This window comes from Janthinobacterium violaceinigrum, assembly GCF_009208555.1.
In the GTDB taxonomy this organism is placed as follows: Bacteria; Pseudomonadota; Gammaproteobacteria; order Burkholderiales; family Burkholderiaceae_D; genus Janthinobacterium; species Janthinobacterium violaceinigrum.
The window spans coordinates 24,466-38,573 of record NZ_WFLI01000017.1; the positions used below are offsets into that span (position 1 = coordinate 24,466).

Consider the following 14,108-nt stretch of genomic DNA (forward strand, 5'->3'; position numbering starts at 1 on the left):
AAGGCGCCCTTTTGCGTCAGCTCACACCGGCATCACGCTTTTGCCGGGATGGCTGCCTGGCGGTAGTTGTCGACCATCTTGTAGCGCTTCGCATACAGGCCGAAGGCCAGCATGGCGACGGCGGCAAACGCGGCGAAGAAGAACATCTGGAAGGCCGTCACGCTGATGCCGCTCTCGGCGATCTTGCCGATCACGCCTTCGTTCATGACGCTGCGGTTGACGATCAGCACCCACAGGTTGCCCACCGTGGTCGACAGGTTCCAGAAGCTCATGATGGCGCCTTTCATGGACACGGGCGCCTGGCTGTACGCAAACTCCAGGCCCGTGGCCGAGACCAGCACTTCGCCGAACGTCAGCAGCGCATACGGCAGGATCTGCCACATGATGGAGACGGCATTGCCGCTGTCGAGGGCCAGCTGCAGCAGACCGATGACGATCCAGGCCAGCGAGGAAAAACCGATACCGGCCGTCATGCGGCGCAGGGCCGTCGCTTCCAGACCGAAGCGGTTCAGCATCGGGTACAGCACCAGGTTGTTGAACGGGATCAGGAGCATCACCAGCATCGGGTTCAGCGCCTGCATCTGCGCCGGCAGGAACCAGCTTGGTTTTTCCATGGTGTTCGCCTGCACGATCCACGTCGAGGCTTTCTGGTCGAACAGCGAGAAGAACGGCGTGACGAGGGCGAAGATGACGAGGATGCGCAGCACGGCGCGTACGCCTTCGACGGCTTCGTCCGGGTGGATGCCGCGCGCGCGTTCCAGCTGCATGGCCGTGCCGATGCTGCCGAAGGCCAGCAGCAATACCAGCGCCGTACACGCGGAAATCACGAAGCCCCATTCGGGAATGCTGTAGAACGCATACAGGGCGCCGATCACGCCCACATACGCCACGTACAGGCCGGGACGCGAGCCGCCGTCGACGCGGGCCAGCAGGGCCGTGCGGGCCACGCGGGTGAACGAGTCGGGATTGGGCGGCGCCGGCGGCACGTGCACGTATTTCTTGGCGCCCATCCAGAAGACGACGGTGGCGGCCAGCATCATCAGGCCGGGGATGCCGAAGGCGATCGACGGACCGTAGTCGCGCAGGAATATCGGCATCAGCAGCGAGGCGAAGAAGGAGCCGAAGTTGATGATCCAGTAAAACATGTCGAAGACCAGCTTGGCCTTGTGCTTGTTGGTCTGGTCGAACTGGTCGCCGACAAACGAAGCGACGAGCGGCTTGATGCCGCCGGAGCCGAAGGCGATCAGGAACAGGCCGAAATAGAAGCCGTTGACGCTGTTTTCAAAGATGGCCAGGCAGGCATGGCCGGCGCAGTACACGAGGCTGAGCCAGAAGATGGTGTTGTATTTGCCAAAGAAGCGGTCGGCCAGCCAGCCGCCCAGCAGCGGGAAGAAATACACGCCGATGACGAAGGTGTGGAACACATGCTTGGCTTCGCCCGTGCGCTGGTCGATCGGGATCATCAGCAGCAGGGTGCTGATGAGGAATGGCGTCAGGATGTTGCGCATGCCATAAAAGCTGAAGCGTTCGCAGCCTTCGTTGGCAATGATGTACGGTATTTGCCGGGGCATTTTGCCCGTGGCGGTTTGTGTCTCGGCCGATGACATTGGCTCTCCCCAAGTTTTTTTTGTAAGCCGCGATGCTAAGGCCTGCCGCGTTTGCTTGCAACAGAAAAAACGGCCTGTCCGCTATTTCGCAGGGATTTGTAAGGTATTGATTTTCATAAAGACATTACTTTCGGCACTTGCGCTTGCACTGGCACGCGCCGGGCGGGGCAGCATCAGCTGCATTTGCAGCATGCCGTCCGTTGCGGGACTGTCCTCCAGGGTAAAACCGCAGCTCAGGTACAGGGTCAATGCGGCCAGGTTGTCCTGCGCCACGGCCAGGCGCACGCGGCCCAGCTCGGGGATGGTGCAGGCATGGGCGATGGCCGCCTGCACCAGCTGCCGTCCCGCGCCGCGTCCGCGCGCCTGCGGCGCCACGTACACGCCCCACAGGCTGGCTTTGTCATGCACGACGGCGATCGGTTCGCGGCGCAGGCCGGCAATGGCGATCAATTGTTCCCCGTCGAAAACGCCAAATATTATTTGGTGCGGAGTGGTGCGCAAGCGCTGGGCTATCTGTGCCAGCGGCAAGCCGCTTTCCGCTGCGTGCGTGGTGCAGAAGGTGGCGGGCAGTTCGGCGATGCCGGCCAGGCGCAGCGCGCGGTAGGCGCGGGCGTCGTCAGGCGTGAGGGGGCGGACAGTGGTGGCGGGCATGTGGGCGAGTATCGGGCTTCGATGCCATAAAGTAAAGCTTGCGCTGCAAGGCAAGCGTCCCTGGCCATCGCGTCCGCAGATGGCGCAGGAGCGTTACTGGGTGGCGACGCGCTGCATGGGCGCATTGTCCTTGCGCCATTGTTCCAGGCTGATCAGTTCAGCGCTGACGATGTCGTCGACGAGGATGCGCTTGCCGTCTGGCGAGACGACAAAGCTTTCCCAGCGGTGGGCGGCGTCCGGCGTGTTTTCGAAAAAGCTCAGCTGATAGTAGGCGGCGCCATCGACGAGGCGCGTCTCGGGCGACGTTTCCATCACGGCGCCATGGGCGCGGCCGCCCGACGCCTTTTCGATATGCGCGGACCACGCCTTGATTTCCGGCAAGGCCATCAGCGCATCGATGGCGCGCGCGTTCTGTTCCGGCGCCGCCGTCTGGCTGCTCGCGGCCGGCGCTTTGTCTGCCTGCGGCGCGGACTGCTGGTGCAGGTAGAAAGCGCCGAGCCCGGCGGCCAGCAAGCCGGCCAGAATGCCGGCGATGACGGTGGTTTTGGAAGAGGAAGCGCGTGGCGGCATGATGGTGGCGTGAGAAAGAGGGACGATGGCGGCCATGCTAAAGCAAAACGCCCAGGCCGGCAATCGGCAGGCTTGCCACATGGGCTTGCCACACGGGCCAGCCTGGCGGGCAGGCTAGATCGACAGGCGAAAAAAAAGCTACCTTCCGTAGAAGATAGCTTTCGGGGCCGCCGGGCAGGTGCACGCAGCTTTTGGTCTGCCTGTCCTGTCCCGGCGTAGGCGTCCCTGCGCGCCGTCGCCTGCGCGCGGGGACGCCGGACATTACATCATGCCGTCCATGCCGCCCATGCCGCCCATACCACCCATGCCGCCGCCCATGCCGCCGGCTGCCTTGTCGTCAGCGATTTCGCAGACCATGCAGTCGGTCGTCAGCATCAGCGAAGCGATCGAAGCGGCGTTTTGCAGCGCCGAACGGGTCACTTTGGCTGGGTCCAGGACGCCCATTTCAACCATGTCGCCATACGTGCCGTTGGCAGCGTTGTAGCCGTAGTTGCCCGAGCCAGCCAGTACGGCTGCCACGACGACCGAAGCTTCTTCGCCAGCGTTTTGCACGATCATGCGCAGTGGCTCTTCCATTGCGCGCAGGACGATCTTGATACCAGCGTCTTGATCAGGATTGTCGCCCTTGACCGTGATGTTGGCGCGTGCGCGCAGCAGGGCTACGCCGCCGCCTGGCACGATGCCTTCTTCCACGGCAGCGCGGGTTGCGTGCAGTGCATCTTCAACGCGGGCTTTCTTCTCTTTCATTTCGACTTCGGTGGCTGCGCCAACCTTGATCACGGCAACGCCGCCAGCCAGTTTGGCTACGCGCTCTTGCAGTTTTTCACGGTCGTAGTCCGAGGTCGCTTCTTCGATCTGTACACGCACTTGTTTCACGCGTGCTTCGATCGAGGCAGCTTCGCCGGCGCCATCGATAACGATGGTGTTTTCCTTGCCCACTTCGATGCGTTTCGCTTGGCCCAGTTCGGCCAGGGTCACTTTTTCCAGGGTCAGGCCGACTTCTTCAGCGATCACTTGGCCGCCGGTCAGGACAGCGATGTCTTCCAGCATGGCCTTGCGGCGGTCGCCGAAGCCAGGGGCTTTCACTGCGCAGGTTTTCAGGATGCCGCGGATGTTGTTCACAACCAGGGTGGCCAGCGCTTCGCCTTCGATGTCTTCTGCGATGATCAGCAGTGGACGGCCAGCTTTGGCGACTTGTTCCAGTACCGGCAGCAGGTCACGGATGTTCGAGATTTTCTTGTCGCACAGCAGGACGAATGGGCTGTCCAGTACGGCAACTTGTTTCTCTGGGTTGTTGATGAAGTATGGCGACAGGTAGCCGCGGTCGAACTGCATGCCTTCAACGATGTCCAGCTCGTCGTTCAGCGACTTGCCGTCTTCTACGGTGATGACGCCTTCCTTGCCGACTTTTTCCATCGCTTCAGCGATACGCTCGCCGATCGATGCATCCGAGTTGGCCGAGATCGAACCGACTTGGGCGATTTCCTTGGTCGTGGTGCAAGGACGGGCGATTTTCGCCAGTTCTTCGACGGTGGCGGCAACGGCTTTGTCGATACCGCGCTTCAGGTCCATCGGGTTCATGCCGGCGGCAACGAACTTCATGCCTTCGCGCACGATGGCTTGTGCCAGCACGGTGGCGGTGGTGGTGCCGTCGCCGGCGTTGTCGCTGGTGCGGGAAGCAACTTCCTTGACCATTTGCGCGCCCATGTTCATGAGCTTGTCTTTGAGTTCAACTTCTTTCGCTACCGACACACCATCCTTGGTGACGGTAGGGGCGCCGAACGAGCGCTCCAGGACCACGTTGCGGCCTTTCGGGCCCAGCGTTACTTTGACTGCGTTGGCGAGGATGTTGACGCCTTCGACCATCTTGGCGCGCGCTGCGTCGCCGAATACTACTTCTTTAGCTGCCATGTTCAATTCTCCTGAGTTTCGGGATGTATCTGTCTACAACGTGGAAACAATTACTTGACGACGATCGCCATGATGTCTTCTTCGCGCATGACCAGCAGCTCATCGCCGTCAACTTTGACGGTTTGGCCGGCGTACTTGCCGAACAGGACGCGGTCGCCCACTTTGACATCCAGAGGACGGACTTTGCCGTCGTCGAGAATCTTGCCATTGCCTACGGCAAGGACTTCGCCTTGATCCGGTTTTTCAGCAGCTGCATCAGGAATGATGAGGCCGGACGCAGTCTTGGTTTCCTGGTCGAGGCGTTTGACGATGACGCGATCGTTCAATGGGCGCAGATTCATACAAAACTCCTTAAAGTTCAATGGATAAGTGTTGCTAAATGAATACATGCCTGGCACAGCGCCAGACGTGCTTTCACTGACCGCCGTTGAAAGCAGCCCGCAACGGTCAAGCAAACCCCCGGTCATCCTGTCCTTGCCCGTATCCGGCAGTGGTGCATCGCGGCGTCGCCCGCCGCGTAGCGTTCCCTGCAGTTGCCTGGCAAGCACCATCAGTCCTGAGGATTGCTACGAAAGAGTTTGTTAGCACTCTCTACTAACGAGTGCTAATTATAGGGACGGTAGGGGGCTTATTCAAGGGCTTATTCTCCGGGGAGATATGCATAGACGTTCTGCGCAGCCTGCATTTACGCAGGGTTTGCGCTGGCGCAAGCCAACTCCCCGGGCGTCAGCAACAGGCGCGACTCTAGCATGTCGTCCGGCAGGGGGGCGTTCCTGTACGCACGGGAAACAGAGTTTTACTATGGGATTTGATAAGATGATTGTAATTGCATATCAATATCGCCACACATCACCACTTGCACGAGAAAGCACACCATGCCACTCCCCCTTTCCCATCCCGCGCTGCGCCTGCTGGGCGCCACCGCCATCGGCCTGGCCTGCCTGGGCAATGCCGCCGCACAGGCGCCCACCATCGTCGACGAGATCACCGTGGCGGCCCTGACGCCGCTGGAAAAAGAAATGCTGCTCAATGACTTGTTCAACGATTTGAACAAGGATGACGACGACCAGCAAGCCCATGTGTGGGACAACGGCGGCGACCGCGGCGTGCTGGTGAAAGTCACGTATAACTTCAGCAACTCCGGCATGACGGAGCACAGCCTGAAGGCGCATGTCTGCCGCGACCTGACATTCGTCGTCACGGCGGGCGGCAAATCGCAGGACCTGAGCCGCCGCACCTGTTCGCAGAACAGCGGCCGCTGGGATGTGCAGGGCAAGGATCCGGCGCCCGTCGTATCTCCGCCTTTCCTGTCCGACGTCACCATCGCCAAGCTCAATGTCAAGGAAAAAAAAGCCTTGCTGACGGCTGCCGTGCGCACCTTGAAGGATGAAGAGGATGGCAAGACGCGCCAGTGGAGCAACAAGGGTCTGGGCAATGCGGTGCCGCTGGCAGTGCGCCTGACGCCTTCGGGGACGGACGCCAAACCCGGCAGCTACCGCCAGACTTGCCGCGACTTGACGATGGTGCTTGACGGCAAGGGCGGACAACAGACGCTGACGCGCCGCTCGTGCGAAAACCGCTATGGCGGACTCGATATCGAACCCGATTACGTCGACGAGTAAAACGCTGCCATCGCGGCGCTGGCGGATGCGCGCAGATGGCGAAAAGCGCCGGAAAAAGCGTGTATTGTCCGCCAACTGCCCTGCATTGATGTAAATATGTGTGACAGCGGCGTGATTCGATTGACGCCCATGGAGCGTCCGCCCTATAGTGGCGGGATGATTTCCGAATTCAACGAATTATCCGACAAAATAGGCCTGCTGGCCGAAATGACCCATGCGCTGCGCCGTGAAAACGCGCAACTGCGCAAGGACAATGCCGCGCTGGCCGCCGACAACGCCCTGTATGTGCAACGCATGCGCGAGGCGCAGGAGCGGGTGGAAGCGTTGCTGGAGAAAATTCCCGAACTGGTGCAAGCCGGCCTGGAGCAAGCCGCTTCGGAAGCGGGCGCCTATATTGCCGAGAACGAGAAGGAAGCGTAATGCCGCGTGTCGATGTCAATATCATGGGCCAGTCCTACAGCATGGTGTGCCGCGACGGCGAAGAGCGCGCGCTGCGCGAAGCGGCGATCTATCTCGATAGCAAAATGAAAGCCATCCGCGACGCGGGCAAGGTCAAGGGCAATGACCGCATCGCCGTACTGGCCGCCCTAGGCGTGGCCGCGGAATTCCTGTCCGTGAAGTCGCCGCAAGGTCCGCTGTCGGAATTGACGATACTGGAAGTGAAGCAGAAAATCTCGGCCATGCACACCGTCCTGGACAGCGCGCTGACGCCCCAGGAAAATCTTTTTTAAACACCGAACCAAACCTGCGGCGCGTCGCGACTTGCGGCCTGCGATGCTCTCTGTGCATTCGCACAGTTGCGCTTCTCGACCACAATTCACTTCCGCTCGCTACGGTTTTGTTCGGTGTTATTAATTGGATTTTAAGCGGGCACGGTACGATTTGTCTTTGCGATGCGCGATCAAAGGAGTAAACTTGCGTCTACCCTGCGGTGTTCGCGATTGCCATATATTCCTTGAACCATTTATGCGCATCGGTTGCGAATTTTGTTTGATGGGAGTGAGCGTCGCTCGTTCGACGAACCCGAAATTGAACTAACGTGACCACCTTGAACCGTTTGGTTCGGGATGCCGGCATAGCGGCACAGGCGGGGCCCAATTTGCAGTACAAAGAAAACGGTTGCAGCATCATGCTCAACCGTTTTTTTACGCCTGTTGCTTTTGATAGGGAGTGAACATGAAACAATACTGGCTGATGAAGTCCGAACCCGATGAAGTGAGCATCGACGACCTGATGGCCGCGCCCGCGCACACCATGCCCTGGTTCGGCGTGCGCAACTACCAGGCGCGCAACTTCATGCGCGACGACATGCGCGTGGGCGATGGCGTGCTGTTCTACCATTCCAGCTGCCCGCAGCCGGGCGTGGCGGGCGTGGCCGAAGTGGCCAGTGCGGCCTATCCCGATCACAGCCAGTTTGAAGCGGGCGGTAAATATTTCGATGCCAAGGCCACGCCGGAACAGCCGCGCTGGATCAGCGTCGATGTGCGGGGCGTGAAAAAGACGGCGCTGCTGCCCCTGTCCGAGATGCGCCAGATGCCGGAGCTGGAAGACATGCTGCTGCTGAAGAAGGGCAGCCGCCTGTCCATCACGCCCGTGACGCCGGCGCAATGGAAGGTCATTACCGGCAAGTTGAAGGCCTAGTTCAGGCCGAGTCCTCGATCCGGTTGCGGCCGTTCTGCTTGGCCCGGTACAGGGCCTGGTCGGCGGCCGCCAGCAGCTGTGCCGGCGTCGGTACGCCGTCGCTCAGGGCCAGGCCGATGCTGGCCGTCACCAGGCCGCCGCGCGACGGCGCGTGGGCGATGGCGGCAGCGGCGATCGCTTCCTGCATCTTGTGCGCCACGGCCAGCGCGCCCGCGCGGTCGGTGGCGGGCAGGATGGCGGCAAATTCCTCGCCGCCGAAGCGTCCCACCAGGTCGCTGGCACGGGGCAGCGCCGAATTCAGGGCCGCCGCGATCTGCACCAGGCAGGCGTCGCCATATGGGTGGCCGAAGGTATCGTTGAGGCTTTTGAAGAAATCGATATCGATGATCAGCAGCGCCAGCGCTTGCTGGTTGCGCACGGCGCGCTGCCACTCGGCCTGCAAGGCCTGGTCCAGGCAGCGCCGGTTGGCGATGCCCGTCAAGCCATCCGTCAGCGACAGCTTTTCCAGCTTGTCGTGCGCCGCGCGCAAGGCCAGTTCGCTTTGCATGTAGCGGCTTTGCAGGGTGGCCGAGCGCAGCGCGTGGACGGCCAGCGCGACAAACAGGGCGCTGGCCGCCAGGTAGAAATGCTCGCGCAGCACGACGAATCCCAGACCCAGCAGGGCCGCCGTGAAGAAGATGGGACTGAAGTTGTCAATCAGCAAGGTCAACGGCCGCGGCGGCCGCGTTTCTTCCTCGCCCGGCTGCACGCGCATGGCCAGCACCGCCAGCAGCAGGAAGGGCAGGCTGGGCAGTACCTCGCTGGGGCCGGCTTCGGCCAGCGCATGCAGGGTCAGGTAATTATAGGCGCCCGCGCAGGCCGCGTAGCACCACAGGAACACGCTGAGCAGCAGGTAGAAACGCCCTTGTGCCCCATCGCGGCGGTGCGCCAGCAGGCGCAGCGAGGCGCAGCAGGCCAGTACGAGGTTTTCCACGTTGTACGTCGTCACCAGCAGGCTGGCGGGTATCGGCGCGATCGAGCGCTGGTCGAAGGGCGAGACGGAAAAGATGGCCGTATAGGTCAGATAGGCGGCCAGCAGCACTTGCACGGCGTCCAGCCACTGCAGGGTGCGCGAAGGGTGGCGGTCGCTGACGGAGGAAATGGCCAGCAGCAAGGGCGCGCCATACATGAAGTAGGCAAAGTCGGAGAAATACGTCGTGTCGGAAGCCACATGGCCGCTCAGGTCTTGCCAGGCGGACAGCGCCATGCCCCCGCTCCAGAACAGCATGGCGGCCGCAAACAGGCCCCAGCCCGTGCGCACGACGCCGGGCGCGCTCAGGCAGGCGTTGCGGCAGCAGGCGGCCAGCGCCAGCAGCGGCGCCGTCACGCCGAACAGATAGCTGACGGCGGGACCGTGCTTCCCGGCCCAGGCCGTCAAGGCCAGCTGCGCCAGCACGTAGCCCCCCGCCAGCGCCAGCCAGAATGTCGTGGTCTTCCTCGCAAATTGCATGGATGGGACTCCCCGGCTCGAATTGCCAACACAGCATGAACGCATGCCCTGCTCTTGCTGCAGGGTAAAGCGATCATCGCGCTATCGCAAGCGAAGATTCATTCCGCAAGGAAATTATGCTGCTTTGAGGGAAAGGTTGCCAGGGGAGCGAGGATGGCGCGCCTGCCTGGCGCGCCATCGGGGGAGTGGCGGTTTACGTGTTGGCCGGGCGGGCCTTGGTGGGCGGCGTGCCCATCACCTGGCTTTTATACGCCCACACGAGCAGCGCGATGGCGCCGACGATCATGGGCAAGGACAGCATCTGGCCCGACGTGATCGGCACGCCCAGCCACACGACTTCCCAGTCCGGCGTGCGGAAGTATTCCGTGAAGAAGCGCGCGCAGCCGTACAGCAGGGTGAACATGGCGCCCACGGCCATGCGCGGACGCTGCTTGCGCGCATACAGCCACAGGATGATGAACACCAAAATGCCGTCGACCAGCATCTGATAGATAGGCGACGGGTGCACGGGATACGGAATGCCCGGCCATTGCATGGCCCAGGGCAGGGTGTCCGGCGCGATGCGGCCCGGCAGTTCGGCGTTGATGAAGTTGCCCAGGCGGCCCGCCGCGTAGCCGAGCGGCACCAGCGGGGCGATGAAGTCGAGCACGTCGAACAGGTTGCGGCCCGCCTTGCGGCTCCACAGGTACATGGCCAGGATGACGCCGAGGAAACCGCCATGGAAGGACATGCCGCCATGCCACACCATGAAGATCTCGAGCGGATTGTGCATGAAGTACTCGGGGCGGTAGAACAGCACTTCGCCCAGGCGTCCGCCGATCACCACGCCCAGCATGCCGTAGAACAGCATGTCGTCGAGGTCTTCCTTCTTCCAGCCCAGCACGGCGATGTGCGGCTGCTTGATGCGCACGCGGCCCAGGATAATGAACAGGGCGAAGGCCAGCACATACATCAGGCCGTACCAGTGCACGGCGAGCGGGCCGATCTGGATGGCTATCGGATCGGGCATCGGGTGTATCAGCATGGGGTTTCTTTCTTTGTTTAAAGCTAAGGTTGCGTAGTATGGCGGCGCTGGCGGTTTTTTGCCTTAGCGGCCACTTAATTTAAGGGGCAGTACCGCCGATCTGCTTGCGCAGCAGCGCCAGAAAGCCCTGCAGCACGGCGGACGGATTGTCGCGGCGCCAGGCCAGGCCCGTTTCCACCAGCGGCGTAGCGTCTTGCAGCGGCCTGTATTCTACGCCCGGGCGCATCAGATTCGATACCGATTGTGGCACAAGCGCGATGCCCATGCCAGCCGAGACGAGGCTGACGATGGTTTGCATCTGGATCGCTTCCTGGCCGATCTGCGGCGTGATGCCGGCCGCGCGGAACACGCCGAGGATGGCGTCGTGCAGGGCGGGCGAGATTGCGCGCGGGAAGATGATCAGGGGCAGCGCCGGCAGGTCGCGTAGGCGCACGGGCCCCGGTGCCGCCAGGATGGCCAGGCCGGACGGCGCCGCCAGTACCAGCGGTTCGGCCAGCACGGGCAGGTAGTCGAGCGCCTCCTTTGCTTTTTCGGGCAGGGGCGGGATCAGCAGGCCCGCATCCGTGCGCCCGGCCAGCAGTTCGTCCAGCTGCAGGTCGGACGTGGCTTCCTGCAGGGCGATCTGCACCTGCGGATAGGCCGTGCGGTAGGCGCGCAGCAAGGGCGGCAGCACGCTGTAGTCGGCCGAGGACACGAAGGCCAGGCTCAGACGGCCCGCCTCGCCCTGCGCGGCCCGCTGCACCAGCGCGGGCAAATCGTGCGCCTGCGCCAGCATCCGGCGCGCCTCGGGCAGCAGGGCGCTGCCGGCCGGCGTCAGCTGCACTTCGCGCCGCGTGCGCACGAACAGGGGCGCGCCCAGCAAGTCTTCCAGCGCCATGATGGTCTGCGACAGAGGCGGCTGCGTCATGTGCAGGCGCGCGGCGGCGCGGCCGAAGTGCAATTCCTCGGCGACGGTGACGAAATAGCGCAGCTGGCGCAGCTCAAGATTCATATGCGTTTCCATGTGGAATAAGTCCTGTGATACATAAAACGACTCACAGACACGTGCATCATATATTTGACAGTGGGGCGCGCGCAAGGCAATCTGGCGTACCCCCACTGTACGCAGGGTTTTGCCCTGGGCTCCCCGCCGCAGTCAGGCATCATTCATTTCTTGGAAGGTCCCCATCATGCCGCAATACCGCTCCCGCACCACCACCCACGGCCGCAACATGGCTGGCGCCCGCGCCCTGTGGCGCGCCACAGGCATGAAGGATGGCGACTTCGACAAGCCGATCATCGCCGTCGTCAACTCGTTCACGCAATTCGTGCCCGGCCACGTGCACCTGAAGGACCTGGGGCAGATGGTGGCGCGCGAAATCGAAGCGGCCGGCGGCGTGGCCAAGGAATTCAATACCATTGCCGTCGATGACGGCATCGCCATGGGCCACGGCGGCATGCTGTATTCGCTGCCGTCGCGCGACCTGATCGCCGACTCCGTCGAATACATGGTCAACGCCCACTGCGCCGACGCCATGGTGTGCATCTCGAACTGCGACAAGATCACGCCGGGCATGCTGATGGCCGCCATGCGCATCAATATCCCCGTCGTGTTCATTTCCGGCGGGCCGATGGAAGCGGGCAAGGTCGTCAAGGTGGTCAACGGCACGCAGAAGATCATCAAGCTGGACCTGGTCGACGCCATGATCAAGGCGGGCGACAGCACGGTGTCCGATGCCGACGTTGCCGAGATCGAGCGTTCGGCCTGTCCGACCTGCGGTTCCTGCTCCGGCATGTTCACGGCCAATTCGATGAACTGTCTGACCGAGGCGCTGGGCCTGGCCCTGCCCGGCAACGGCACCATCCTGGCCACGCACTCGGACCGCCAGCAGCTGTTCCTGCGCGCGGGCCGTCTGATCGTCGACCTGGCCAAGCGCCACTACGAGCAGGACGACTATTCGGTGCTGCCACGCTCGATCGCCACCAAGGCCGCGTTTGAAAACGCGATGGCGCTCGACGTCTCCATGGGCGGCTCGACCAACACCGTGCTGCACTTGCTGGCCGCCGCGCACGAGGCGGAAGTGGCATTCACGATGGCCGACATCGACCGCATCTCGCGCAAGGTGCCATGCCTGTGCAAGGTGGCGCCGATGACGGACAAATACCATATCGAGGACGTGCACCGCGCGGGCGGCATCGTGGGCATCCTGGGCGAACTGGCGCGCGCAGGCCTGCTTAACACGACCCTGCCGACCATCCACGCGCCCACCCTGGCCGACGCCATCGCGCAGAACGACATCATGTGTACGGACAATCCGGCCGTGCATGAACTGTTCCGCGCCGCGCCGGGCGGCGTGCCCACGCAGACGGCGTTCTCGCAGTCCGAGCGCTTCGCGGCCGTCGACACGGACCGCAGCACGGGCTGCATCCGCGACAAGGCCCACGCGTATTCGCAGGATGGCGGCCTGGCCGTCTTGTACGGCAACCTGGCGGAAAAGGGCTGCATCGTCAAGACGGCGGGCGTCGATGAAAGCATTTTGAAATTCTCGGGCAAGGCGCGCGTGTTCGAAAGCCAGGACGCGGCCGTCGCAGCCATCCTGGAAGACACCGTGCATGAAGGCGACGTCGTCATCATCCGCTACGAAGGCCCGAAAGGCGGTCCCGGCATGCAGGAAATGCTGTACCCGACGTCGTACATCAAATCGAAGGGCCTGGGCAAGGCGTGCGCGCTGTTCACGGACGGGCGCTTCTCGGGCGGTTCCTCGGGCCTGGTGATCGGCCATGCGTCGCCGGAAGCGGCCGAAGGCGGCGCCATCGGCCTGGTGGAAGAGGGCGACTTCATCGACATCGACATCCCCGAGCGCACCATCAACCTGCGCGTCACGGATGCCGAGCTGGCCGCGCGCCGCGCCGCCATGGAAGCGAAGGGCGATGCGGCCTGGCTGCCCGTCAACCGCGACCGCTACGTATCGCAGGCGCTGCAGGCGTATGCGGCGCTGACGACGTCGGCCGACCGGGGCGCCGTGCGCGATCTCTCCCAGCTGAAGAAGCAGAAACGCTGATTTGTTGCATAAGTGCGACGGCCGGCCCCGTTTGACTGGACGGGGCCGGCCGTCGTTACATCACCTTACAAACAACATGGTCATGGCCGCGCAGTTGGGGCAGAATAGGACTGCCTGCTGACTACATTGCGTTACTACATTGAAACGCTTGATCTGGGCTCGTGGTGCATCTGCGGAAACACAGTAAAATGCCGCAGGAAGTAACTTTGGAGAAAAGACAATGAAACGTTTTATGTTGGTGAGTGTATTGGCCGTGTCGGCCCTGGCATCGCAAGCAGCGTTGGCCAATCCTGACCTGGCGAAAGCAAAGAACTGCATGGCATGCCACGCAGTGAGCACGAAACTGGTGGGCCCGGCGTTCAAGGACGTGGCTGCCAAGTATGCCGGTCAGAAAGACGCGGAAGCCAAGCTCGTGGCGAAAGTCATGAAGGGCGGTTCCGGCACCTGGGGCGCGATCCCGATGCCAGCCAACCCGCAAGTGAGCGATGCGGAAGCCCACACCCTGGTCAAATGGGTACTGGCACAGAAATAATCTGTGCCGCAGTACCTGCA

At 62.5% G+C, this 14,108-nt stretch carries 14 protein-coding genes and 1 other RNA gene; 7 read left to right on the forward strand and 8 right to left on the reverse strand.

Translation table 11 applies throughout. The features are described 5' to 3' along the window. Positions 1-32 precede the first annotated feature (32 nt). The 5 genes from GCN75_RS15585 to groES all read right to left on the reverse strand — a co-directional run bounded on the left by GCN75_RS15585 (position 33) and on the right by groES (position 5,080). On the reverse strand, positions 33-1,571 hold the full coding sequence (locus GCN75_RS15585; protein WP_193317525.1) for a POT-type proton-dependent oligopeptide transporter: 1,539 nt from the start codon (positions 1,569-1,571) through the stop codon (positions 33-35). 117 nt (positions 1,572-1,688) lie between these two features. Then, complete coding sequence (locus GCN75_RS15590) at positions 1,689-2,258, reverse strand: GNAT family N-acetyltransferase (RefSeq protein ID WP_152283301.1); 570 nt, start codon at positions 2,256-2,258, stop codon at positions 1,689-1,691. A 93-nt stretch (positions 2,259-2,351) separates the two neighbouring features. Next, a complete protein-coding gene (locus GCN75_RS15595; protein WP_226941416.1) occupies positions 2,352-2,864 on the reverse strand; it encodes a hypothetical protein in 513 nt (170 codons plus the stop codon). Positions 2,865-3,089: 225 nt separating this feature from the next. Further along, the gene (groL, locus tag GCN75_RS15600) at positions 3,090-4,739 is read right to left on the reverse strand and encodes a chaperonin GroEL (RefSeq protein WP_152283302.1); all 1,650 of its coding nucleotides are present in this window, start codon (positions 4,737-4,739) and stop codon (positions 3,090-3,092) included. A 50-nt stretch (positions 4,740-4,789) separates the two neighbouring features. Beyond that, positions 4,790-5,080: a co-chaperone GroES gene (groES, locus tag GCN75_RS15605; RefSeq protein ID WP_010400979.1), complete on the reverse strand. Its 291-nt coding sequence runs from the start codon at positions 5,078-5,080 to the stop codon at positions 4,790-4,792. A 534-nt stretch (positions 5,081-5,614) separates the two neighbouring features. On the opposite strand from groES, the gene GCN75_RS15610 reads away from it, so the two are divergent. From GCN75_RS15610 to GCN75_RS15630, 5 genes are all read left to right on the forward strand, one after another. Then, positions 5,615-6,361 carry a hypothetical protein gene (locus GCN75_RS15610; RefSeq protein WP_152283303.1) on the forward strand — a complete coding sequence of 249 codons (747 nt, stop codon included), beginning with the start codon at positions 5,615-5,617 and terminating at the stop codon, positions 6,359-6,361. Positions 6,362-6,490: 129 nt separating this feature from the next. Next, positions 6,491-6,781 (forward strand): DUF904 domain-containing protein, encoded by a 291-nt coding sequence (locus tag GCN75_RS15615; protein ID WP_306558416.1) that lies wholly within the window; start codon positions 6,491-6,493, stop codon positions 6,779-6,781. Then, positions 6,781-7,092, forward strand: a complete 312-nt coding sequence (locus GCN75_RS15620) for a cell division protein ZapA (protein WP_034747344.1) — start codon at positions 6,781-6,783, stop codon at positions 7,090-7,092. Before GCN75_RS15615 ends, GCN75_RS15620 begins: the two co-directional genes overlap by 1 nt. Positions 7,093-7,281: 189 nt before the next feature. After that, positions 7,282-7,459, forward strand: a non-coding RNA gene (gene ssrS / locus GCN75_RS15625) — 6S RNA. A 78-nt stretch (positions 7,460-7,537) separates the two neighbouring features. Beyond that, positions 7,538-8,002: an EVE domain-containing protein gene (locus GCN75_RS15630; RefSeq protein ID WP_152283304.1), complete on the forward strand. Its 465-nt coding sequence runs from the start codon at positions 7,538-7,540 to the stop codon at positions 8,000-8,002. A gap of 1 nt (position 8,003) precedes the next feature. Here GCN75_RS15630 and GCN75_RS15635 read toward each other — a convergent pair whose 3' ends face one another. From GCN75_RS15635 to GCN75_RS15645, 3 genes are all read right to left on the reverse strand, one after another. Continuing rightward, complete coding sequence (locus GCN75_RS15635; RefSeq protein WP_193317526.1) at positions 8,004-9,491, reverse strand: GGDEF domain-containing protein; 1,488 nt, start codon at positions 9,489-9,491, stop codon at positions 8,004-8,006. A 193-nt stretch (positions 9,492-9,684) separates the two neighbouring features. Continuing rightward, positions 9,685-10,515, reverse strand: coding sequence for a prolipoprotein diacylglyceryl transferase (lgt, locus tag GCN75_RS15640; RefSeq protein WP_152283306.1), 831 nt, complete (start codon positions 10,513-10,515; stop codon positions 9,685-9,687). A 79-nt stretch (positions 10,516-10,594) separates the two neighbouring features. Then, positions 10,595-11,506 carry a LysR family transcriptional regulator gene (locus GCN75_RS15645; protein ID WP_152283307.1) on the reverse strand — a complete coding sequence of 304 codons (912 nt, stop codon included), beginning with the start codon at positions 11,504-11,506 and terminating at the stop codon, positions 10,595-10,597. 178 nt (positions 11,507-11,684) lie between these two features. On the opposite strand from GCN75_RS15645, the gene ilvD reads away from it, so the two are divergent. Beyond that, a complete protein-coding gene (gene ilvD, locus GCN75_RS15650) occupies positions 11,685-13,556 on the forward strand; it encodes a dihydroxy-acid dehydratase (protein WP_152283308.1) in 1,872 nt (623 codons plus the stop codon). Positions 13,557-13,776: 220 nt separating this feature from the next. After that, complete coding sequence (locus GCN75_RS15655; RefSeq protein ID WP_034786554.1) at positions 13,777-14,088, forward strand: c-type cytochrome; 312 nt, start codon at positions 13,777-13,779, stop codon at positions 14,086-14,088. Positions 14,089-14,108: the final 20 nt, after the last annotated feature.

What these genes read in the sequence shown, in the direction of transcription:
- GCN75_RS15585 (WP_193317525.1), bottom strand. Translation starts at nt 1,571, where the DNA reads ATGCCCCGGCAAATACCGTACATCATTGCCAACGAAGGCTGCGAACGC.
- GCN75_RS15590 (WP_152283301.1), bottom strand. Translation starts at nt 2,258, where the DNA reads ATGCCCGCCACCACTGTCCGCCCCCTCACGCCTGACGACGCCCGCGCC.
- GCN75_RS15595 (WP_226941416.1), bottom strand. Translation starts at nt 2,864, where the DNA reads ATGGCCGCCATCGTCCCTCTTTCTCACGCCACCATCATGCCGCCACGC.
- groL (WP_152283302.1), bottom strand. Translation starts at nt 4,739, where the DNA reads ATGGCAGCTAAAGAAGTAGTATTCGGCGACGCAGCGCGCGCCAAGATG.
- groES (WP_010400979.1), bottom strand. Translation starts at nt 5,080, where the DNA reads ATGAATCTGCGCCCATTGAACGATCGCGTCATCGTCAAACGCCTCGAC.
- GCN75_RS15610 (WP_152283303.1), top strand. Translation starts at nt 5,615, where the DNA reads ATGCCACTCCCCCTTTCCCATCCCGCGCTGCGCCTGCTGGGCGCCACC.
- GCN75_RS15615 (WP_306558416.1), top strand. Translation starts at nt 6,491, where the DNA reads ATGGAGCGTCCGCCCTATAGTGGCGGGATGATTTCCGAATTCAACGAA.
- GCN75_RS15620 (WP_034747344.1), top strand. Translation starts at nt 6,781, where the DNA reads ATGCCGCGTGTCGATGTCAATATCATGGGCCAGTCCTACAGCATGGTG.
- GCN75_RS15630 (WP_152283304.1), top strand. Translation starts at nt 7,538, where the DNA reads ATGAAACAATACTGGCTGATGAAGTCCGAACCCGATGAAGTGAGCATC.
- GCN75_RS15635 (WP_193317526.1), bottom strand. Translation starts at nt 9,491, where the DNA reads ATGCAATTTGCGAGGAAGACCACGACATTCTGGCTGGCGCTGGCGGGG.
- lgt (WP_152283306.1), bottom strand. Translation starts at nt 10,515, where the DNA reads ATGCTGATACACCCGATGCCCGATCCGATAGCCATCCAGATCGGCCCG.
- GCN75_RS15645 (WP_152283307.1), bottom strand. Translation starts at nt 11,506, where the DNA reads ATGAATCTTGAGCTGCGCCAGCTGCGCTATTTCGTCACCGTCGCCGAG.
- ilvD (WP_152283308.1), top strand. Translation starts at nt 11,685, where the DNA reads ATGCCGCAATACCGCTCCCGCACCACCACCCACGGCCGCAACATGGCT.
- GCN75_RS15655 (WP_034786554.1), top strand. Translation starts at nt 13,777, where the DNA reads ATGAAACGTTTTATGTTGGTGAGTGTATTGGCCGTGTCGGCCCTGGCA.